The sequence below is a fragment of the Paenibacillus amylolyticus genome (genome assembly GCF_003719335.1).
Taxonomy (GTDB): Bacteria; Bacillota; Bacilli; order Paenibacillales; family Paenibacillaceae; genus Paenibacillus; species Paenibacillus amylolyticus_D.
In genome coordinates, this window is record NZ_RIAS01000008.1 from 32,398 (window position 1) to 53,714 (window position 21,317).

Annotated in this window: 20 protein-coding genes; 6 read left to right on the plus strand and 14 right to left on the minus strand. The window is 46.4% G+C overall.

All coding sequences use genetic code 11. The features are described from left to right. Positions 1-114 precede the first annotated feature (114 nt). On the minus strand, positions 115-417 hold the full coding sequence (locus EC604_RS15305) for a YunC family protein (protein ID WP_123064995.1): 303 nt from the start codon (positions 415-417) through the stop codon (positions 115-117). Between the two features lie 276 nt (positions 418-693). Here EC604_RS15305 and EC604_RS15310 point away from each other — a divergent pair, with 276 nt between their 5' ends. Next, the gene (locus EC604_RS15310) at positions 694-1,293 is read left to right on the plus strand and encodes a hypothetical protein (protein ID WP_123064996.1); all 600 of its coding nucleotides are present in this window, start codon (positions 694-696) and stop codon (positions 1,291-1,293) included. A 153-nt stretch (positions 1,294-1,446) separates the two neighbouring features. On the opposite strand, the gene EC604_RS15315 is transcribed toward EC604_RS15310, so the two are convergent. Continuing rightward, on the minus strand, positions 1,447-1,833 hold the full coding sequence (locus EC604_RS15315) for a DUF423 domain-containing protein (protein ID WP_123064997.1): 387 nt from the start codon (positions 1,831-1,833) through the stop codon (positions 1,447-1,449). Positions 1,834-2,017: 184 nt separating this feature from the next. Here EC604_RS15315 and EC604_RS15320 point away from each other — a divergent pair, with 184 nt between their 5' ends. Continuing rightward, positions 2,018-2,494, plus strand: coding sequence for a hypothetical protein (locus tag EC604_RS15320; protein ID WP_123064998.1), 477 nt, complete (start codon positions 2,018-2,020; stop codon positions 2,492-2,494). A gap of 111 nt (positions 2,495-2,605) precedes the next feature. Then, positions 2,606-3,454 carry a DegV family protein gene (locus EC604_RS15325; RefSeq protein WP_123064999.1) on the plus strand — a complete coding sequence of 283 codons (849 nt, stop codon included), beginning with the start codon at positions 2,606-2,608 and terminating at the stop codon, positions 3,452-3,454. Positions 3,455-3,596: 142 nt separating this feature from the next. Here EC604_RS15325 and pdaA read toward each other — a convergent pair whose 3' ends face one another. Together pdaA and EC604_RS15335 are read right to left on the minus strand one after the other, a co-directional pair. Continuing rightward, positions 3,597-4,376: a delta-lactam-biosynthetic de-N-acetylase gene (pdaA, locus tag EC604_RS15330; protein WP_123065000.1), complete on the minus strand. Its 780-nt coding sequence runs from the start codon at positions 4,374-4,376 to the stop codon at positions 3,597-3,599. Between the two features lie 100 nt (positions 4,377-4,476). Further along, positions 4,477-4,884: a hypothetical protein gene (locus EC604_RS15335; RefSeq protein ID WP_123065001.1), complete on the minus strand. Its 408-nt coding sequence runs from the start codon at positions 4,882-4,884 to the stop codon at positions 4,477-4,479. Between the two features lie 148 nt (positions 4,885-5,032). Between EC604_RS15335 and cysC the strand changes: the two genes are divergently transcribed. Continuing rightward, complete coding sequence (gene cysC / locus EC604_RS15340) at positions 5,033-5,671, plus strand: adenylyl-sulfate kinase (RefSeq protein WP_123065002.1); 639 nt, start codon at positions 5,033-5,035, stop codon at positions 5,669-5,671. 111 nt (positions 5,672-5,782) lie between these two features. On the opposite strand, the gene EC604_RS15345 is transcribed toward cysC, so the two are convergent. The 9 genes from EC604_RS15345 to EC604_RS15385 form a co-directional block, all read right to left on the minus strand. Further along, positions 5,783-7,588 carry an ABC transporter ATP-binding protein gene (locus tag EC604_RS15345; RefSeq protein ID WP_240036915.1) on the minus strand — a complete coding sequence of 602 codons (1,806 nt, stop codon included), beginning with the start codon at positions 7,586-7,588 and terminating at the stop codon, positions 5,783-5,785. A gap of 20 nt (positions 7,589-7,608) precedes the next feature. Beyond that, a complete protein-coding gene (locus EC604_RS15350) occupies positions 7,609-8,805 on the minus strand; it encodes a nucleotidyltransferase domain-containing protein (protein ID WP_123065004.1) in 1,197 nt (398 codons plus the stop codon). Then, on the minus strand, positions 8,795-9,277 hold the full coding sequence (locus tag EC604_RS15355; RefSeq protein ID WP_123065005.1) for a lasso peptide biosynthesis B2 protein: 483 nt from the start codon (positions 9,275-9,277) through the stop codon (positions 8,795-8,797). The genes EC604_RS15350 and EC604_RS15355 overlap by 11 nt, the downstream gene beginning before the upstream one ends. Before the next feature lie 4 nt (positions 9,278-9,281). Next, positions 9,282-9,581, minus strand: a complete 300-nt coding sequence (locus tag EC604_RS15360) for a lasso peptide biosynthesis PqqD family chaperone (RefSeq protein WP_123065006.1) — start codon at positions 9,579-9,581, stop codon at positions 9,282-9,284. Further along, positions 9,550-10,524 (minus strand): aldolase, encoded by a 975-nt coding sequence (locus EC604_RS15365; RefSeq protein WP_123065007.1) that lies wholly within the window; start codon positions 10,522-10,524, stop codon positions 9,550-9,552. The genes EC604_RS15360 and EC604_RS15365 overlap by 32 nt, the downstream gene beginning before the upstream one ends. A 141-nt stretch (positions 10,525-10,665) precedes the next feature. After that, the gene (locus tag EC604_RS15370; RefSeq protein WP_123065008.1) at positions 10,666-10,803 is read right to left on the minus strand and encodes a paeninodin family lasso peptide; all 138 of its coding nucleotides are present in this window, start codon (positions 10,801-10,803) and stop codon (positions 10,666-10,668) included. A 41-nt stretch (positions 10,804-10,844) separates the two neighbouring features. Then, positions 10,845-12,776, minus strand: a complete 1,932-nt coding sequence (locus EC604_RS15375; RefSeq protein ID WP_123065009.1) for an asparagine synthase-related protein — start codon at positions 12,774-12,776, stop codon at positions 10,845-10,847. Next, positions 12,773-14,041 (minus strand): sulfotransferase family protein, encoded by a 1,269-nt coding sequence (locus tag EC604_RS15380; RefSeq protein ID WP_123065010.1) that lies wholly within the window; start codon positions 14,039-14,041, stop codon positions 12,773-12,775. Before EC604_RS15380 ends, EC604_RS15375 begins: the two co-directional genes overlap by 4 nt. 358 nt (positions 14,042-14,399) lie before the next feature. Continuing rightward, positions 14,400-15,740, minus strand: coding sequence for an MFS transporter (locus EC604_RS15385; protein ID WP_123065011.1), 1,341 nt, complete (start codon positions 15,738-15,740; stop codon positions 14,400-14,402). Between the two features lie 256 nt (positions 15,741-15,996). Here EC604_RS15385 and yhbH point away from each other — a divergent pair, with 256 nt between their 5' ends. Further along, the gene (gene yhbH, locus EC604_RS15390; protein WP_123065012.1) at positions 15,997-17,163 is read left to right on the plus strand and encodes a sporulation protein YhbH; all 1,167 of its coding nucleotides are present in this window, start codon (positions 15,997-15,999) and stop codon (positions 17,161-17,163) included. Next, entirely contained in the window at positions 17,160-18,596 is a 1,437-nt protein-coding gene (locus EC604_RS15395; protein WP_123065013.1) for a SpoVR family protein, read from the plus strand. Before yhbH ends, EC604_RS15395 begins: the two co-directional genes overlap by 4 nt. A gap of 87 nt (positions 18,597-18,683) precedes the next feature. Here the strand turns inward: EC604_RS15395 and EC604_RS15400 are convergent, their stop codons facing one another. After that, the gene (locus EC604_RS15400; RefSeq protein ID WP_123065014.1) at positions 18,684-21,167 is read right to left on the minus strand and encodes a bifunctional diguanylate cyclase/phosphodiesterase; all 2,484 of its coding nucleotides are present in this window, start codon (positions 21,165-21,167) and stop codon (positions 18,684-18,686) included. Positions 21,168-21,317 lie beyond the last annotated feature (150 nt).

Here is a 21,317-nt window from a genome sequence, read left to right on the forward strand (position 1 = left end):
ATATAGCAACCATTGCTATGGGTCTGTAAAGAGAAGGGACAAGACGAATACATCCGTCTTCGTCCCCTTTTTCTGTTCTATTTCTATGGTGCAAAATGAAAACCGACACGTGCTTCAGATCATCTTTAACAATGCTTCTACACCTGTCATACCTACTGTAATCCCCAAAGCCTCTGCCTCGGTCGTCACCGATTCCATTGGTGCATGAAGCAGCTGCTCCAGTGTTCGCACGCCTACAGCCCGTGCGGCCACAATCTTGCGATCGCCCAGCTTCTCATTCAATAACCCCACATCAAGAGCACCGCACATGATATACCCTTTGGATGTATTAATCGTTAACAGTGTCGTTTTGGGAAGTTTCACTTCTACCCCAACGAGCACGTGTTCTCCCACCACAATCGGCTCCATCGTCACCATAATTTCACGATCCACCTCCTCTTCAACAGATCACGATAATTGTATGCCTCTTGGTGAATCGCCGTGTGGACACCTGCCGTGATGAACAAAAAGTGGGTAATCAAGATGTGGGTAACGCTCTCCGTCAGAACGTAGGAAAGGAACGAGCAAAGGATAATTCTAAGTTTTAAAATTAACCGATTTCTGAGCCTTTGGTACTATGATTTCCATCATATTAGTGCTATAGTATATTAGAGTACATACGTGCTTATACATTATTTAACGGGGCTGGGATGAATGAAACAAACCTTATCCAATCAAGATGACGTCGGCTATCTATTTAATGTCGATATACTTATTAAGAGCCGTTCAAATGCATTGGCACTGCAGTCCCTGATCGAGTTCATAAACAAAGAAGAACAAATTGCGGACTATCGGATTCACTCCGGAATTGAGCTTGGTCAAATCATTGAAGCTATGACTCAGGATAGAACAAATTCTACTGACTCTAATCAAAATTTCCTGGAGTCACCAATATCATCTAATGAACAGTTAACCTCCATCAAGTCAGACCAGATCGTTAATTCGGTTTCGTCCAAATCACAACCACAAGAATCAGTTGCCAAGGAATCAAATTCAAAAGCTGACAAGAAAAAATCTACTGCAGACACTTCCCATGTCGCTGATTCGAATTCGTTTGATGCCTGGATTGAATCCTTAATTAAAGAAAATCGCCTCACCCGGATTGTCGTAAACAACAAACATGGCAAACATCAAAGCATTCCTTGTCGAATACTTAATTTTGACCGGGATAACAATGTCGTTAGCATTTACCATGTGGATGAAAAACAAGTCTACACATTTAGAACAAACGAAATTGATGAATTCTTGTTATAACCTTGAAGATTTAAGCAAATACTTAGCACAAACTTAATTCAAAGTAGATTTTCACCCACAACGTCCAAACCAAAAAGCAACCTGATCTGGAATGAGATAAACATTCAGGCACAGGTTGCTTTTATTATACGATCATTCTTGTAACAAGGACTGTTACAAACTGGTCTTGCCCCGTTGCCAGACATCCATTGCAAACAGTAACCAGCCAGCAATAAAAGCTACGCCACCGATCGGTGTGATCGCTCCTAAAATTTTGATACCCGATATGCTAAGTACGTACAGGCTTCCTGAAAAAATGATGATACCCGCGAACAGCAAACGCGCTGCCCATTTCAGCTTCGTTGATGCTCCGAGCTGCCCAGCCGTTAATCCGACAATTAGTAAAGCAAGCGCATGAATCATGTGGTATTGTACCCCTGTTTCGTATGTAGCAATTGCACTTGCACCAATTTTGTCCTTAAGCATATGTGCACCGAATGCACCAATAGCCACCGACAGCATCGTTAATATGGCTCCAAGCATCATCCATCTCCGTTGCATATCCACTCTCTCCCTTGATTCGTTTCAAACGCTTTGACTCCATATATTGTAGCGAATTCAAGCTCTAAAGTAAAAGAAATGCCTTATGAATATCGAATCCGGAATCGCTGGACACTATACAGGGTAATAAACATTCAGTATTCTATATAAATTATGATATCTTTTAAGGGGGCAGCGTGTTCTAATGAATAATTACAATTCACCAAACTCAGATAACCATAACACCTCATCGTATCCTAACGACTCGAATCCCTATAATACAAGTGCCGATGGCTATACACTCCCGCCAAAATCAGCAGAAATCAATGAAACACATCTTAAACATTCAGGGCCGGGGATCGCGAGTTTTGTTGTTGGATTGGTTGGTTTTCTAGGGCATCTCGTGACATTTGCGCTGATGTCTCTTGTACTGAATAACACCATTGAACTGCTGGGATCGTCAATCAGCCGGGAAGAACTCGCTATTCATCCGGCATTCGTTCTAGGTTCTTTCGCTTTCCTTGTCTGCCTGATTCTTAATTTCATCGGTCTTATTCTTGGAATTATTGGATTAGCGCTCAAAAATCGTAGGAAAGTCTTTGCCATCATTGGCACGATTTTGAGTGGTCTACTTATTTTGTTTTTCACAGTGCTTGTACTTGGCGGTATATACTTGACGTAATGCTTTCCTTGAGTGTCCCGGTTCTTTATAATTAAGCTAAGCCGCTTAACCTTTGCCCCGTTATACTCAACATATGAAAGACCAAATATTTGAACTCTAAAGGAGATTGACATGCCACGAATTAAAATTTTTGCGGACAGCACCAGCGATCTGGCTCCTGAGTGGATCCAGCAGTACGAAATCGGCATCATTCCCTTGTATGTGGTGTTTGGTGAAGAATCCCTGAAGGACGGAGAAGAGATCAAACCAGAGCAATTGTACGAACGTGTACGTCGCCATGGTTCTCTGCCCAAAACTGCAGCACCTTCACCCGCTGATTTCATGACCGCATTTCAACCTTACATAGAACAAGGCGACGATATTTTTTACATCTCCTTATCTTCTGAGCTTTCTTCAACCTATCAGAACGCTCTGCTCGCCAGTTCTGAATTTCCAGAGGGACGCATCTCCGTAGTGGATTCCAAAAATCTCTCCTCAGGCATTGGCTTGATGGTGATGAAAGCTGTGCATGCAGCAGAACAAGGACAAACTTTGGCCCAGATTACTCAACAGATTGAAGCCATGAAATCAACGGTGCGTACAGAGTTTGTTATTGATACACTCGAATACTTGTATAAAGGCGGACGCTGCTCCGGTATGCAAAATCTGATTGGCAGCTTACTTAAAATCCGTCCCGTTATTCGGGTAACCGATGGTAAAATGTCACCCGCCTACAAAGTACGCGGTAAACGAGAAAAAGCGCTGGATCAAATGTTGCAAAATACGCTCAGTAATAAAGATCAGATTGATCGGGATTTAATGATTGTCGTTCATACCATGGCTGAGGAAGATGCGATAAACCTGAAAAAGACGCTGCAGGAGCAAACCGGAGCGCGCGTAGAATTAACTACGGCGGGTTGTGTCATTTGCAGTCATTGCGGGCCCAAAACGACCGGAATAATCTATAACACAATTCATTAGCACGAATGGAAACAATAATTTAAGGGCATGCTCAGCAGATCGCTAGGCATGCCCTTTATTTGTTTCGGATGACAACTAAGCAAGTTTTATTACTTTGATACTCAACTAACGTAATCCATGCTCGTCTTGCCCAACTCCTTCATTAATAGGTTCTGGTTTTTAGATCATCCAGACTTTTGAATGCGTAACCTTGCTTGCGTGCCTCATCAATGATTGCTCCAAGCGCCTCCGTATTGTCTTTCGACACGGAATGCAGCAAGATGACAGCCCCTGGATGAAGCTGTTTCAGCACTTGTTGTTGAGCATATTGTGCGCCACGCTGTACATTCGTATCCCAATCCTTATAAGCTATAGACCAAAACACATTGACATATCCCTGAGCATAACTCTCAGCAAGTGTACGATTGTTGAAAATACCGCGAGGTGGACGCAAAAATGTAGCCTGTTGCCCCGTGAGACGGTGCACTTCAGATTTCACTTTTTCCAGTTCCTCTTTAATTTGTGTGTTGGAAATTCGAGTCATATCCGGATGGCTCCATGAATGGTTCCCAACAATGTGCCCTTCGGCTGCCATACGTTTGACAAGATCCGGCTGATCCTTCAAATAATGACCAGTAACAAAGAAAGCTGCCGGAACCTTCTTCGCTCGCAATACATCCAGTATTGCAGGTGTGAACCCATTCTCATATCCATTATCAAAAGTCAGATACAGTTCCTTTTGTTTGGTATCCCCCAAGAAAATGGCATGATTATGCTCCAAAATAGACTTGAACCCTTCCTGATCAATGGAAGGCAGTTCGCCATTCTGACTTTTCTTAAAGCCAAAGTGGTATGCTCCGTTAATGGGAGATGCTTCTGCCTGTGATGCCAGCATGTTAATGGTGAACAAGCCGAGCAGCAGATATAGCACCGTTCGCTTCATGTTATCCGCTCCTGTCCCTGAAATTTCAGTTTGTTTAATGGTCCACAAACACCTTCAGGTAATATGCCGCAAGAGCGTCTATATTATGTAATCATTAGCGCTATATCCGTTTATTTTCGCGTGAGGACGGCGTTGGTTGATGGAAAAGCTCAAGCAAAGTCTGAGGTTTGCCGCTGGTAGCCAGCCATTCCTTTACTGTCTGGATCGCACGAGTCTGACCGTCCCCCTGATCGCGCCAGGTTAGAAGTTCTATCACTTTGATGATGAGTGCGGACATGTTATGATTGTCCTTTTCAGAGCGCTCTGCACGCAATTTATGATATAGAGCCTCCTGCTCCCAATCCAGCAAAATTTCATCTCCGATCGTCGGTTTCATGAGTGTATAAGCCCGATTGCAACCTTCGCAGCGAACCGTGTTCACTTGTTGTTGCATAAAATAGGTGTTCACTTCCTGCCCGCAATCAGGGCATACGAACCCTACCTGAATATTTTGAATGTTGTCACTCATGATCTTGTCCTCCTGCTCTCTGTGTATAACATCTATACCCGATATACAGACGGTTCACGCTTCTGTGATAGATAATTTTCATGGTCTATAATCTAGCAAATATGTTAAAATATTATGCATAGGATCAGTTGAAATGAGGTGGGATAACATGTCGAAGGAAGATCGACATATTACTTGGCAAGCATCGAGTTTAAATCGGCAGGATCGGGAGAATAACAACGGACATCGTAGTCGCACGATATGGTTTACAGGTTTATCCGGGGCAGGTAAATCCTCCATAGCCTTTGCACTAGAGAGAACCCTCCATGAACAAGGTGTTCGCTGTTATGTGCTTGATGGTGATAATGTAAGGCATGGATTAAATCGGGATCTCGGTTTCACCGCAGCAGATCGGCAGGAAAACCTGCGTCGCATCGGGGAAGTAAGCAAGTTAATGGTAGATGCGGGACTGCTTGTGCTTTCGGCATTTATTTCTCCCTACGCACAGGATCGGGAGATGGTCAGGCAGCTGTTTGAACCGGAAGATTTCATTGAGGTCTATGTTCGTTGTTCTATTGAAGAATGTGAGCGGCGTGATCCAAAGGGACTTTACAAAAAAGCTCGCAAAGGTGAAATCCCTCATTTTACTGGCATCTCTGCTCCCTATGATATCCCAACTTCTCCTTCATTCGTCATTGATACCGAACAATGCAGCATTGAGGAAGCTGTTCAAGAGATCGTGCAGCATCTGCAGCGAATCGGTGCCCTACATCTTCCTGTACAGACCAACTCATCCCTGACTTATTAATTAAATAATAAAGATGAAAGGCGTCCCTTTGCGGCACGCCTTTTTTGCATTCTATTCCTTTCTAGTAGCGCTTGCTTCACTATAATCCGTTATAGGGACACAACTTATCGTTTACTGTCCGGCAGCGCCAGCTTGCATATGAAGCAGTTTGCTGAAAGTGCCTGACGAATCCATAGATAATTGCTGATAGCCGCCTTCCTGGATGACCCGTCCTTCTTCCAAAACAATGACACGGTCTGCGGTTCGGATCGTAGAGAGTCGATGTGCAATGACAATAATTGTGACATGTCCTTTTAATCGTTCGAGCGCTTCATGAATCTGCTGTTCATTTTCACTGTCGAGTGCACTCGTTGCTTCATCCAATACCAGTACCGAGGGATTGCGAAGCATGGTCCGTGCCAGCACAAGACGCTGACGCTCTCCACCCGACAGGCGTATACCGCGATCACCTATAATGGTGTCCAGGCCTTGGGGAAGCTTGCGAACGAATGAAGCGGAGGAAGAAAATTGAAGTGCCCGCCACATCTGTTCTTCACTTGCATCCGGATCAACCAGACGTAAGTTTTCACGAATGCTGGTATGGAACAAAAAAGGATCTTGTGAGACATACCCGATCGAACTTCTCCAGTTCAGTAACTGTTCCTCAGTCAAAGGTATTCCGTCTATCAGAATACGACCACTCTCAGACTTCACCAGACCCATGATCAGATCAATCAATGTGCTTTTCCCCGCCCCCGATTTCCCAACAATAGCAGTCATACCTTGAGCCGGAATAAACGCTTGCACGTTCTTTAATGCATACGTGTCACTTCCCTCATAACGATAATTCACACCCTCACACATGATGCCGTCCACCAAATCGATTGGAGCAATAGGCTGGGAAGTAGATGTACTTGTCTCTTGCACCAAAGAGATTTGTTCACGGATCTCGCAGTTTTTCTCCGTCTGATCCTGCAACTCTCTCACCATCCGAAATGCGGGCAGCATCGAGCCGATGTACTCCAGATTAGACTGAATCGCAGTAAACCTTGGCCATAATCGTGAGAAAATCAAAATAATCAATAACAGGTTGGCTGGAGGCACCGACATCACCTGTAAAGAAAGGTAAATAAACGAAGCAATGATCATCGCCGCTGATACCCGGTGAATGAGCTGTGTACCTGTATTTAGCTGACTAAACTGCACCACATTACGCTCAATCTGCCTGCATATGCGTTCAAACCAATGGATATGGGAGCTCTCCAGCATATTGCTTTTAATATCCTTGATCCCGTTAAAATGCTCCGTGATGCCATAATAATAGCTTTGGGAGAATTCGGAAGTCTGATCTCCAATCTGTTTGGCACGCCTAACAAACTTTCTTAGTAGTACAAATAACAACAAACCACTGACAAGTACAAGCGATGTGAGCTTTGCGGATAACCAGAAAGCCAGCCCGATCTGAATCGCTGTAAAAATCAGCGAGGCTGCCATCTGCAAGACTAGACTTGTTCCCTGACTTACCCTGGCAAGTTCTGTGGTTAATATATGGTTGAAATCGGATTTTCGTTTTTGGAGAAAAAAAGACCACCGTGCCCGAAGTAGTGCACTGTAGGTTTCCAGGCGCAGCGTTCGTATGAATTGCTGCTGAATACGGGTATTGCGAATCGTCTGAAGACGCTGCATCCATGCCTGTCCCGAGAGGATAAATACAAAAGCCAGTAGAACAAGTAGCAATTGACCATTTTCCGAGAATCGGTGGAGTAGCTCCGTTAACCAGGGGATATGTATACCAGAAGAGCCCATCTCAAAAACACCAATTAAACTTAGCATAGGAACAAGCATGTAGATGCCGATTCCTTCCATTAAACCAATCAAGATCATAGCTAGCAGATTCCAATATAAAACAGGCCCAGAAATATGATGCAGTTTTCGCATGAAATAGTTTAACTCGGAGATCATACCTTTCCCCTCTCTGCCATCGTGCTTTTTTTGAAGCGCCGCCAGAACCAGAGAAATGGACGTAACGGAAAATACAGAAAAAACAGAGAACGTGGTAGCGGGAATTGATGCACGTCCCAAGTACTTGGATATAACCGCTCAATAAAGAAAAACCATTTTTGCCTCGTACTACGAAGAGAGAATAAATAAGATGGATATTTGTGCAGCTCTTCTGGACTACCTAACATTTCGTTCATAAACATCGCGCCTTCTCTCGCCAGTCGCTTTCCCGTGCGCTCACGCGTAGCCATAATCGATAAATACGGATCGCCCAGTGGGGTATTTAGCAGATCCGAAACGAGATGTAGTGTCTGGGAACCGATGGATAAACGCCCCTCTGCTTTCAAACGACGTTCTACCTTTTTCATATCGAGCGGCATCGTACGAATCATCTGATCGATATCCAGTAACCACCGCAGTCTGAACCAGCCATGTCTTGCACCATGCGTCACTAAATAAACCCATAAATCCTCTCTTTCCAGCATACGTACAGGTGTCTGGGTATACGAACTGAATCGGCTTCGTTTCCACAACAGTTCAAACTCCGTTTCCCGGCCAGAATCAGGATTAAGCCTCCAATGGATCTCCACTTGAGTGCGCTTGACGGGATGAACATAACAGATATGGTGCTCCCGCCACTTCCAGCTACGAACGGTAAGCGCCCTTTCCCCTTCTTTGCACTGGTAACCAAGGTCGACAAGAATACGCCCAGCTTCCTCCACATTCTGAACCGGAATCAAAATATCCAGGTCTTTCGAAGTCCGCATGGACACATCGCCGTACAAATCATGAGCCAGAGCAGGCCCTTTCAGTGTAATCGTGCGAATTCCACGCTCCCGAAATGCTCCGCACACTTGCTCCATCTCGGCTGTTAAATGTAACATACGGAAGGTATTGATCGTGTACTGCTGTTTTAGGCTCTCTACAACCGCTTCGGGAATTGACGGCAGATCCAGCATTTTTAATTTCACATAAATGACAGAATACAGACGATGATGGACCACAAGCTGTAAAAAAAGTGGCCAATCTATCTCGTGCAGCCGGCCCCTGATCTCCTCGGAAGTTAGATCTGCCAGATCATCTCTAAGCAGGCTCAAGATTAGCTTGAGCTCCTTCGGAAACCCTGTGGAATACAGTTCAGTTTCATGTGTCATAGACAATCTCCCCAGATCCCTTCTCAGGACATCGTTTGCCAAACACGCCGACGACCGTATATTGATCCATCGTATCTGCTCCAGTCACGATCAGCTTCCCACTTCGCAGCCAGGCGTGTGCCATCAGTTGTCCTTGCTTATTCCGTGCAGTGCCCATATATAACGTACTTGCGATATTACGTCGTTCCAGCATTTTCATTGCAGCTATGGCCATGACAAGACATTGGCTTTCCCATAACGTATACTTACTGGCAAGCAAAATAGCTTTTGATATGTTCCTTATTTCAGTCACTTGGGTGCGATTCAATCCAGTTACAGGTGTTTCGACCATAGGTGTACCCAGCCCCGGAGCAATTTTAGCAAACGGCCTTGCCTTTTGCATTCTCGCCCATGCCAGCAGGATATAAGCTTCCCATACCAAACGCCTTATCGTACCTGGAAGCGAGAAATACGACTTCACTTTACGAAACATGTTCTTACACTCCGCGGGAAATATGGATTAAACCTTCACGTGAGAGATGCTCCAAAAAAGCCACAACCTGTTCACGGCATTGTTCCGCCTGAATGTCATATTCTGAAGCAAGCGTCTCGATCAAGTCATTCAGCGTTCTCTCTTCTGCAATCAGTTCCCAGATTCGTCCGCCTGTACTTCCCAGATTGTAATATTTCCCGGAACTGATGCTCATCATCACCTTTTCGCCACCCATATCACTGACTAAGTTGCCATCCTTCCGGGTTACGACGTCATTCGCATCGATAGGTGTAATTGCTGTCATATTCTATATGCACTCCTTTGCGTATATGATTAATGATCCGATCCACCATTTCAAATGCTGTAAAATGGTGCCCCGTTCTGCTAATCCTGTTAATCTCCACACTGGCTGAAAGTCTTGATGCTGTTTCAAACAACCATTGGGCGAGTCCTTGGCGATTCACCAGTCCACCTCGAAAGGTATGAGAGCAGAGCAAGTGCAGACGTTCCAGACCACTTACCTCCTGCAAATGCACAGAACCAGATTCCTGGTCCGGCTCAGGTACAAGTTCGTAGATTCCTCCAAGTGGAACAGCCCTCTCGTGGAAGTAGTGCTGAACCGGTATGGCGTATTTCGTAATTTCAGCATGCACCGTTGCATAATCCTGCTGCTTCATGCCGAATCCCTCCAGACTGGGCTGCCATAACTTCTGCTGCGGATACCCGGGCGATACGATGGCTCTTCCTCCAGCGTCCCAGGTCAAGGCTACCACATCATCGGTGAGGAGAGGATACCCACGTGAGGCCAGTGCTGCTGACAACGTAGACTTTCCTGCGCCAGAATGCCCAACGAACGCGTAAGCCCAACCATCAATAACAACTGCGCTTCCGTGCAGAGGAAGAATACCACGCTGCATCATAATCACGGACATGCATGTCCCGAGGATAAACAGCCTGACTTTTTTCGGATCGGCCCCAGACACTGTGGAGACAACGATTCTCTTGCCATGCTCCATTAAAAACAGACCCGTATCTTCGATTCTGAAAAAAAGACAACCGTCCCGCGCTACAAAATTGTCGCTGCCAACCTCCCAACTCTCCCACAACGCTGTCAGATCGAAAGACTCGATCTGCACATCAGCTACAACCTGCTTCGTTTCGACATCCATAGGTGCACGTTGCAACTCAGGCATCAGAATGTGACTCAACCAGCGTAAACCATAAGCTTCATAGTGCACAGGCAACACGAAAGCGTACCTCCTTCATTCATTTTATAGATATGAAAAAAAGCCCTGATATTCATAAGCTCAATATTAGGGCGGAGGCGAAAAGGCTGATCGGTTGCATTTCCGCCCTTTAAGTATGAACTAGCTGGGGAAACTACAAAATTAGGACGTTGGATCGTACATGTCGGCATCGTGGACAGTGATCCAGTCGATTTGTCTGTATCCTACCCCTGCCATCGTTTCATTCACGTCCAACACTTCAAGAACGGGTGCTTGCCATTCCTTTTTTTCGTTTTGCATCGTTTTCACCTCCTTTCAAGAGCATATACCTTTGCCTTGGATCAAAACTTCTGAATAAAGCGGTACACAATTAAACTGTGCATCATCAAACGCAAATCTGGATGGGATGCCAGTTCGGGCCTGGGACTTGGAAAATTAGCCAGAGCTGATTTAATCCGATCCGTGTTTAATATGCCGGCAACCTGACTGTCAGAACACAAGGTATGCAGTTCCGAGGTAAACGTCTGCCAGTCAGGCAAAATACGGTGTAGCCAGTCCGCAGGCTGTACGCCCCGTACACGCTGATTAAGCCTCACTTTGTCCGGCAATTCCGGTGATGTAGCTCGGCGAATGAGTGAACGATCCGTTCCCTGTCTTACATACTGCTCAATCGGTACGGAGAGACAAAATCGGATCACTCTTGGATCACTTGTGGGATCGCGTTCCCATGCCCGGTAACGAAGGGAACATTTGGTGGCGACGGCCCCATTTTTATTCGCGATCGCTAGATTGTTGAACTTGTCGGCTCGCACCTGTAGTGCATCGGCTCGGGCACCGCCCTGGAGTACAAGGATGGATTTAAGTCGCTCCAGCACGCCTGTTCTCCGGGCCAGATCTGGATGAATCAGTTGTGCTCCTGCAGGCTGAGCTGTCCCCTTGTTATTTCCTTTGAACCAGTCTGGGAACGCTTTACGGCCTGTGATCCGGGCGATGCGTGAGAATGCCATCCCTGTTCGTTCGCTGTACTGTTGCATCTCACGGAGCCAGCGGAAATATCGGCCACTTTTCAGTAGACTAGCGTAATAATCAAGTGCAGGTCCCCATGAGATCGTAAAATTGCCACGTGCGCCTGTCAGCAAAATGCCGGCATCCTGCTCACTCGCTTTTTCATAAAATCCACGGATCCAGAATGAATTTTCAAAGTATTTATAAGGCATCTCCATCATGTTCAGCCACGTATCCACTTCACTGAGAGGACTACGTCCTTCAAAATCGAGATAGTTTTCCGAGATATTGCCTACGTGATTAATGGTGGAACGAATAAATGGTCGCTCGTCTGCTAGTAACGTTTTTGACGTGTAGTCCGTAAAATCCGGAACAGGCACGTAGCTGTAAGCTTGAAGCTGCTTCCCCTGACTCCGGAGCGTTCCGGAAGCAAAACCGGCAACAGCCCCTGAATCCAGTCCACCACTTAATGCCGCTGCAACCTGTCTATGCGTCCGTAAGCGCGAACCTACGGCTTGGCTAAACACCTCACGAAAAGCTTCTACATATTCATCATCCGATTTGAGTCGAAGCGGTTCTACATCATCCCAGCGATGATATTGCCTGAGTTCAATCTTCCCGTTTCGAAACGTCAGCGTATGCGCAGAGGGCAACTGATTCACTCCGCGATACACTGTGGAATGAATATCAGCCGAATCATGCATGTCAGGAATGGCCAAAAATTCGGATAACCAGTTTTCGTCGAGTGCCTTCTGTACCCCTCCCAGTTCAAGCAATGGCTTCATCAACGTACAGAAAGCAAATCGTGAACCGTCATGTCGGTAATAAAATGCCCGCATGCCCGTGATATCCCTGGCAGCAAACAACATGCGGCGGCGTTCATCCCAGATCGCAAATACAAAGTCCCCTAGTAGATAACTGGCTACATCTTCCCCCCAGCGCCGATACGCGCGCAGAATCAGTTCGCTGTCCGCCAGTCCAGCCAGCTCTGCTCGTGAAATCTGCAACTGATCGGCCAATTGCTCACGGTTATCCAAAATGGCATCTGAAGTGATGGTCAATTGACTTTCTTCATCATACAGAGGCAATTTCTCGTTCACGGACTCCAGCGTAATCCACTGAGCATGGCAACTGAGGAACGCCTCATCCCCTTTCCATACCCCCGTTGTATCTGCCGGGATATGCCCAAGACTTGCATAGAGTCGCCAGCTGTCCTCCCATAGCGCTTGCTGACCTTCTTTATGTACGATTCCAGCTATAGCGCTCATGACTTTCCTCCCCGAACGATTTTGCGCTGGGATGCCCAGGCGCTAATTCGATGACCAAATGGTATCCATGATTTAATTCGCTGCAATTTGCTGTGGGCAGCGTGCAGCTGTTTCTTCAATCGTTCCCGCTCCGTATACCCACGTTCCAGCCGCTGATCCGCTGCGCGAAGAGCTGCCTGTAACTGTCTGATCGTGGCCATAGCGGCTAGTGCAGGGTCCATCTTTGCGGTTTCGTGTCCCTCACTACCGCTACTCGCAGGAGACCAATCTTTGTCGCCATTCATCGGCGCTTCCATGCGGTAATTCGGTTGCCAACGACACTCCGTTGCCAGTACTAACTGTTGCTTGAGCCGCTCCAATATCTCCGCATCCGGCTCTGCCTGAAACTGGACTCCCGTCCAATCTTCAGCTTCCTGCAGCTGTTCGCTGTACCCCATCCGGTGGAACAGGTTCGCACCAAGTACACGGCAATACAGTTCAACTTCTCGCCGTTCGAGTATATTTTTCCAGTTGTTAACAGAATCCTGATGTGCCTCCTGATGTGATGAAAGGAAGGGGTCCCCGACGCCCATACTATAGAACATGTCAGCTTTCGTACTATCAACAAACTGACCATACCGCTCCATGCCTTGTTCATAAGTAATGCCTAGAAAAGCACATAACTTCTCCAGTTCTTCCTGTGGTTTCATGACAAGTTGCTCATACTTCAATTCGTAGGCCAAAGGATGAGCCTCTGCAAAATAATCATTTAATCGCGTTAGCCCAAGTGTCAGGTCTACGGCTTTCATATTGAGTTTTGAATGATTCAGACTCTGGATCAGATCAAAACCTTCGCCGGTATGGCGATTTACTTTTTTAAAGGATGCCGCTACAGAAAGGGGGTTACGCTGAAGATGAATGCGTCTGGACTGCGGAAACAACCGATCCAGCCATTCAAGCATATAATAATAACGCGGAGATTTATCAACGATGAAGTCTGCTCCGCTCCCTTCCAGAAATCCATTATATATTTCAAGAGCAAAGCTTCTGCACGCCTTTTCGAAAACATCTTCGGACACCATCGCTTGATAAAATTGACGGATGATGGAACTGCCACCGTAAGCGCGAGAGTCGGCTTTGGACAAATCGACGAGATTCATCAGAAACCACATCTCCTGTGTGGCAAATATACGACTATGATTTTGTAGCATAACAGTAGATAACGAACTGCCACTACGGGGAATGCATAATAAAAAGACAAGTCCGTTTCCTTGCGTATCTATCAATGGCAGCCTCTCCTCTGTAAATTTATAAAATATGCCGTGGGATCGGATCGACCGGATGATCATTTACCTTGGAAATGACAGGGGATTTCGACACTCTGAGATACAATATGTATTTATACCTTTACTCTATGATACAAAATGTATCATGTCAATCTTTTATTTTCACCTTTTCATACTTTATTCGCTTGCCCATGATCTAAGTACGTAACCATGCAAAAAGGCCTCCAGATCCTGTTATGAGATGAACAGAATCCAGAGACCGAGATAAAACAATAACAGATACGACACACATACCATACCAATCTAAATCTTACCTAACTAACCTAAGCAACTCTAACCTAAACAAATCTAACTAAACTCATCCGGTAAAGGTAACATCCTTTCCATTTCCAGCCGCCCCAATGCCTTGCAACCGTTCCAACTCTTCTTGGTCGGCTGACTGAGCATCTTGCATTCCTTTCTGTACCTTCACGGTTAATAATACCGCAATGCCTGCTACAAAAAAGAAAATCAGCGACAGAATACCCCAGCGGGTCGAACCTGTAATCTGGCCCACGTAACCAAATACAAATGGCCCAAAGATCGAAGCGAATTTCCCTGTAATGTTTACAAATCCAAAATACTCACCGGTTCGTGCAGCCGGCATCAGATTGCTAAACAGGGAACGCGCCGTCGATTGGCTAATCCCCTGCACAACGCCAACCAATCCTGCGAGCAGATAAAAGTGAAGAGCTTGGGTCATAAAGTAACCAAGTATAACGATACAAATATAGACACTTAAACTTACCAGTAACACCTGCTTTGCCCCCCATCGCTGCGCCCACGCACCCAGAAGCAGTGTACATGGAAAACCGATGAATTGCGTAATTAGCAGCGCCAACATCAAATCCGATGTGCCAATGCCAATGCTTGTCCCGTAGATTGTGGCCATCAGAATAATAGTATTAATGCCGTCATTGAAAAACCAGAATGCCACCAACATCCGAAGCAACTGTGGAAAACGCCGGATCTGCCCGAAGGTTTGCCGTAATCTGCGTACGCCAACCTTTGCATAACCTGTCACGGATGAAGGCAACTCCGGCGAGGCTGGCCTTCTAGGTGCATAGCGGAAGATGGGAAGGGAGAACAGCAACCACCACAGCGAAACCGAAATAAATGCTAGTCGCGTACCTGCAAGTGTACTCGGCATGCCGAACCATCCCGGTTGCTGAATCATTAACAGATTGACTGCAAGCAGTAACCCCCCTCCGATATATCCGTAGGCATAACCTTTGGAGGATACCGTATCTCTTCGTTCTGCAGGAACTAAATCGGGTAACATTGCATCATAGAACGTATTTCCGCCGGCAAAGCCAATCGTGGTTAACACCAGCAGGGTAGACGCAAGCAACCAGTCTCCTTCTCCGATCACGCTGAATCCGAGCGTTGCCACAATCCCTGTGATTGCAAATACTCGCAGGAATTCCCCTTTTCGTCCCGATAGATCAGCCAGTGTTCCTAGCAACGGGGTTAACAGCGCCACACACAACATTCCAATAGAGTGTGTATACGCAAGGTAAGAAGCTGCCGTATCCTTATCCAGTGTTGACGTAGCAACAGAAGCATAGAATACAGGAAGCACCGCCGCAAGCACGGTTGTTGCATAAGCTGAATTGGCCCAGTCATACATAATCCAGGCTTTTACTGCACGTTTATCCACACTTAATCCTTCCTTTACATGCATCAGGGTTCGATGCTCAGAATCAGACCTTTTTTCTATTGTAAAGGAAAGATATCACATATGTTCATGATTTTTGTAAAATCCAAACATGTACCCTGCTTCGGCCTCTCCTAAGCCAAGTGCAGCGTATTTCATTCATTTTAGTTGAGATCGCATCACATATCGTCCCCGCCCGTGAATATACTTAATTACCGACAGGCCAAACTGTGCCGCGTAATCAATGGGGGGTGCCTACATGTCAAATTCACACCAGCCTTACTCGTTCGTCGTATCCCGGGAAGATTGGTCGCTTCACCGCAAAGGGTACCAGGACCAGCAGCGCCATCAGCAAAAGGTGAAAGATGTCATTAAGCAAAATCTGCCTGATCTGATCACCGAAGAAAATATTATCATGTCCGATGGACAACAAATCATCAAGGTACCCATCCGGAGTCTGGATGAGTACCGCTTTGTGTATAACTACCAAAAGCAAAAGCATGTCGGTCAGGGGGACGGTGACAGCCAAGTTGGCGATGTCATTGGCCGTGATCCTGCATCACAGAAGCCAGGCAAAGGCGAAAAAGCTGGCGATCAACCGGGTCATGACATCGTGGAGGCTGAGGTCAGCATCGAGGAATTGGAAGATATTCTCTTCGCTGAACTGGAATTGCCGGATCTGAAACAAAAGGACAAAGATTTAATTGAGACACATACCGTGGTCTTCAACGATATCCGCAAAAAAGGCATGCAGTCCAACATCGATAAGAAACGAACCATACTGGAGAACCTGCGCCGCAACGCAACAACAGGCAATCCAGGCATTCATCACATCAGTCCGGATGATCTCCGTTACAAGACGTGGGAAGACAAAATTATTCCACAGTCCAATGCGGTCATTATCGCCATGATGGATACATCCGGGTCGATGGGATCATTTGAAAAATATTGTGCCCGCAGCTTTTTCTTCTGGATGACGCGTTTCCTTCGTCGTCAGTACGAGAAAGTCGAAATTGTGTTTCTGGCTCACCACACGGAAGCCAAAGAAGTAACGGAAGAGGAGTTTTTCACTCGCGGCGAGAGCGGCGGTACGATCTGCTCCTCTGTATATATGAAAGCACTGGATATTATCGATAAGCGTTATCCGCCTTCCAGCTACAACATCTACCCGTTCCATTTCTCGGATGGCGATAACCTAACCTCCGATAATGAGCGGTGTGTGAAGCTGATCGGCGAATTGATGAAGCGCAGCAACATGTTTGGTTACGGTGAGGTGAACCAGTACAACCGCAGCAGCACACTCATGTCCGCCTATCGCCATATTAAAATGGATCAGTTTATGTATTACGTCATCAAAGAAAAAGGCGAAGTGTACAAAGCACTCCGCAGCTTTTTTCAAAAAAGAGAAGGAGGCAGCCTGGGATGACCGATGAGATCCGCGAACTGGAATACGCCATTGCTGAAATTATGGAGATTGCCGATGGATTCGGCCTCGACTATTACCCGATGCGCTACGAGATCTGCCCGTCGGATATCATCTACACCTTTGGTGCTTACGGCATGCCAACAAGGTTCAGCCACTGGAGCTTTGGCAAAACGTTTCACAAGATGAAAATGCAATATGATTTTGGCCTGAGCAAAATTTATGAACTCGTTATCAACTCCAACCCCTGCTACGCCTTCCTGCTGGACGGCAACTCTCTGATTCAGAACAAATTAATCGTCGCTCACGTACTCGCACACTGCGACTTTTTCAAAAACAATGCCCGCTTCTCCAAATCCAATCGCAATATGGTCGAAAGTATGGCCGCCACGGCGGATCGGATCAGTAACTATGAGATGGAATATGGCACTGAAGCGGTTGAAGCCTTCATCGATGCAGTGATCGCTATTCAGGAGCATGTAGACCCACAGCTCATCAAACCGCGGCATCTAGACAAACAACGTTATATGGAGATGAAGATCCGCGAACAGCGTGGTGAAAAAGCGCCTAAACCGGAAGGTCAATATGACGACCTGTGGTCGCTCGATCATCTGCAGACCGAAGAAAAACCTACGGATAGTTTGCAGGTACATCATTTTCCACCGGAGCCGGAGAAGGATATTATGTGGTTCATCCAAGAGTTCTCCGAGGTGCTTACCGATTGGCAAAGGGATATTATGAGTATGATGCGAGAGGAAATGCTCTATTTCTGGCCTCAGATGGAAACGAAAATCATGAACGAAGGCTGGGCTTCGTATTGGCATCAACGCATTATACGCGAACTCGACCTGAGTAGTGAGGATACCATCGAATTTGCCAAGCTGAATTCTTCCGTCGTGCAGCCGTCCAAGCAAAGTTTGAACCCATATTACCTGGGACTGAAAATTTTTGAAGATATCGAACGCCGCTGGGATCACCCCACGCGCGAGGAACAGGAACGATGGGGACGTCAGCCTGGGCAGGGTCGGGCCAAAATGTTCGAGGTGCGCGAGTTCGACTCGGATACCTCGTTCATCCGTAACTACATGACCAAAAAGTTAACCGAGGATCTCGACCTCTACGTGTTCGAGAAAAAAGGCCCGGACTGGAAAATCACCGACAAGTCCTGGGAAAATATCCGCGACCAGCTTGTATTTTCCCGCATTAACGGCGGCTCTCCGTATTTGGTCGTACAGGATGCAGACTACCTGCGTACTGGCGAACTCGTGTTGAAGCATCAGTATGAGGGCATCGAGCTGGATCTGAAATACATGGAGCGCACGCTCCCGTATCTGTACCGTCTCTGGGGACGTACGGTGCACGTGGAGACCCGTGTGGAGGATAAACCGATCTGGTTCACCTATGACGGCAAAAAGCACCATCGCAAGTTTTTATAGGCGGGAGTGACGAAGTTCGGATATATCATGAAAAACGAAAAAAGAGGCAAGTTCCAGATACTACTCAGGAACTTGCCTCTTGGCCGTTTATACCGAATGAAACACCGTGTTACGTTCCCCCAGCAAACGCAGGGGTACAAAGAAATTGTTTTCCACTTCATTGGCTGGTAAGGGCCTGCTGAAATAGTAACCCTGAATCTCCCGACAATCATTTTGCATCAAAATATCGAGCTGGCCTTTGGTCTCAATACCTTCTGCGATCACTTCCATCTTAAGATTCTGGGCCATCGAGATAATTGTGGCTACGATCGCCTGATCGCTGTGGCTTTCGGTGATATCCGTAACAAACGAGCGGTCGATCTTGAGTTTGTGGATCGGGAAATGCTTCAGATAACTCAACGAGCTGTATCCCGTACCAAAGTCGTCCAGACTGATCTTCACACCTAAAGCGGACAGCTCGTTTAGAATCGCCGTGGACACCGCTGCATCCATCATCATGCTCTCTGTAATTTCCAGTTCCAGATATTTGGCTTCCAGACCTGTCTCAGTTAAAGCATTCTGCACCTGCTCCACCAGATTCGACTGGTGAAATTGCTGGCTGGACAAGTTCACTGACACCGGGATCAGAGGCCCGCCGCTAGCGTGCCAAAGCTTCATCTGTCTGCAGGCTTCACGAATCGTCCAGTTACCAATATCATAGATCATGCCGGTCTCTTCGGCCAGCGGGATAAATACATCGGGTGCAAGCAGCCCTTTAAGCGGATGTTGCCAGCGAATCAGAGCCTCTACCCCGATCATTCGGCTGTCCAGCGTACGAATCTGCGGCTGATAGTACAGTACCATCTCATTACGCTCCAGTGCTTTCCTTAAATAACCTTCGAGCTCAATCCGTTCATAAAGTTCAGAGTCGAGCTGAGCCGTATAGAACTGGTAACCGTTCTTGCCATTTTTCTTGACTTCGTACATGGCGGAGTCCGCATGTTTAATCAAAGCATCTGTTCCTGCCCCATGTTCAGGGTACATGGCAATACCGATACTTGCTGTAACGTAAAAATCATTTTCCTTCAAACGATAAGGTTGCTTAATCGCTTCCACAATTTTTTCTGCAAGTCGAACCACTTGTTTCTCATCCGCTTGTTCTCCAGTGACTACCATTGTAAACTCATCCCCGCCCATTCGGGCTAGCGTAACATTAGAGTTTGCCTGAGGATGAGAAGCTTCAATTACGGTTACAATTCGGCTACTCACTTCTTTCAGAAACACATCCCCGATGGAATGTCCCAGAGAGTCATTAATCATCTTAAACCGGTCAATGTCCATGACCAGTACAGCAAACTTATGCTGTTTTTGTTCACAGACTTGTATCGTAGAAGCCAGCACTTCATCCAGCTTACGTCGATTAGGCAACCCTGTAAGTGGATCATGCAGAGCTTGATGCCGAATATTTTGCTGTGCCTGGGTCTCTTCTGTAATATCTTTAATCAAGATATGGCTCCCGACATGGGTGTCATCAATGATGACTGGAATGACCGCAATACTCAGATCAAGAAGTTCATTTTGTGTATTTCTCATTTTCGCCATGTAATGCCGCTGTTGCAATTCCTGGTTGTCCCATGTGTGAGCGTTATCCTTACTCGAACACTGTACATTGATCTGCTCAATAATCTGATTAATTGGGCGGTCAATCACCCTTTTCTCAGGATATCCAGTAATTGTAGTGACTACAGCGTTAATGCCTTTAATGATACCTTCGCGATCCACGGAAACGATGGCATCCGAATGATTATGATACAGGGCATGATACCACTGTTCATTTTCACGAATACGTTGATCTTTCTGGATCATCCGTTGATTGATGAAATTACCGAATAATGTGAGACCAATTGTCACAAACGTTCCCGCTGCAATGAGGTAAGCAAGAACCTCTGACTCCACCTGCCTGTTTAAACTCTCAGGTATTACTTGAGCTTGATAAAAATGGGCTGCTGCCATTCCGGTGTAATGCATACCTGCAATCGCCAATCCCATGATCAGTCCGCTGCCTATTTTGTAGATCCAGTGATATTTAGATTCCGGACGATTGAAATAAAACATTAGCCACAGCGCCGCATAGGAAGCAAGAGCCGCAATCAGAACGGATAACACTACAAGAGTCGGCTCGTAGGTAATCGGAACCGACATTGCCGCCATCCCCACATAATGCATAGAGGTGATACCTGCAGTCATCAGTAATCCGGCAAAAACAAGTTTGCTAATTCGGTTGGACGGGCGACCTGCGAATTCCAATGCTACCCCCGACGCGGAAATAGCTAACAAAACGGACAAGATCACCTTATCCATGGAATAGGAAACGTGCATAGGCAGCACAAAAGCGATCATGCCAACAAAGTGCATCGACCAGATACCCAGTCCCATAGAGATCGCCCCACAAGCAACCCACCAGTGACGTGCCCTTCCGCTCGTCAAAGATACACGGCCTGCAAGATCAAGTGCTGCATAAGAGGCTAACGACGCAATGAAATAGGATAAAATAACAAGTTGTAGATTGTACGTGCCATGTATGTGCTCCACTCACTCTGTCCTTTCAGCCGGGTAATGCTCATATGTATGTTGAATGTAAAAAAAGAAGCGAGTGCGCTGCCTGGATGACAGGCACTCCCTCCTTAGCATTTGACTTTGCGACTAGCGACTTAGTCATAAACCGATTGGCATACAATGAAA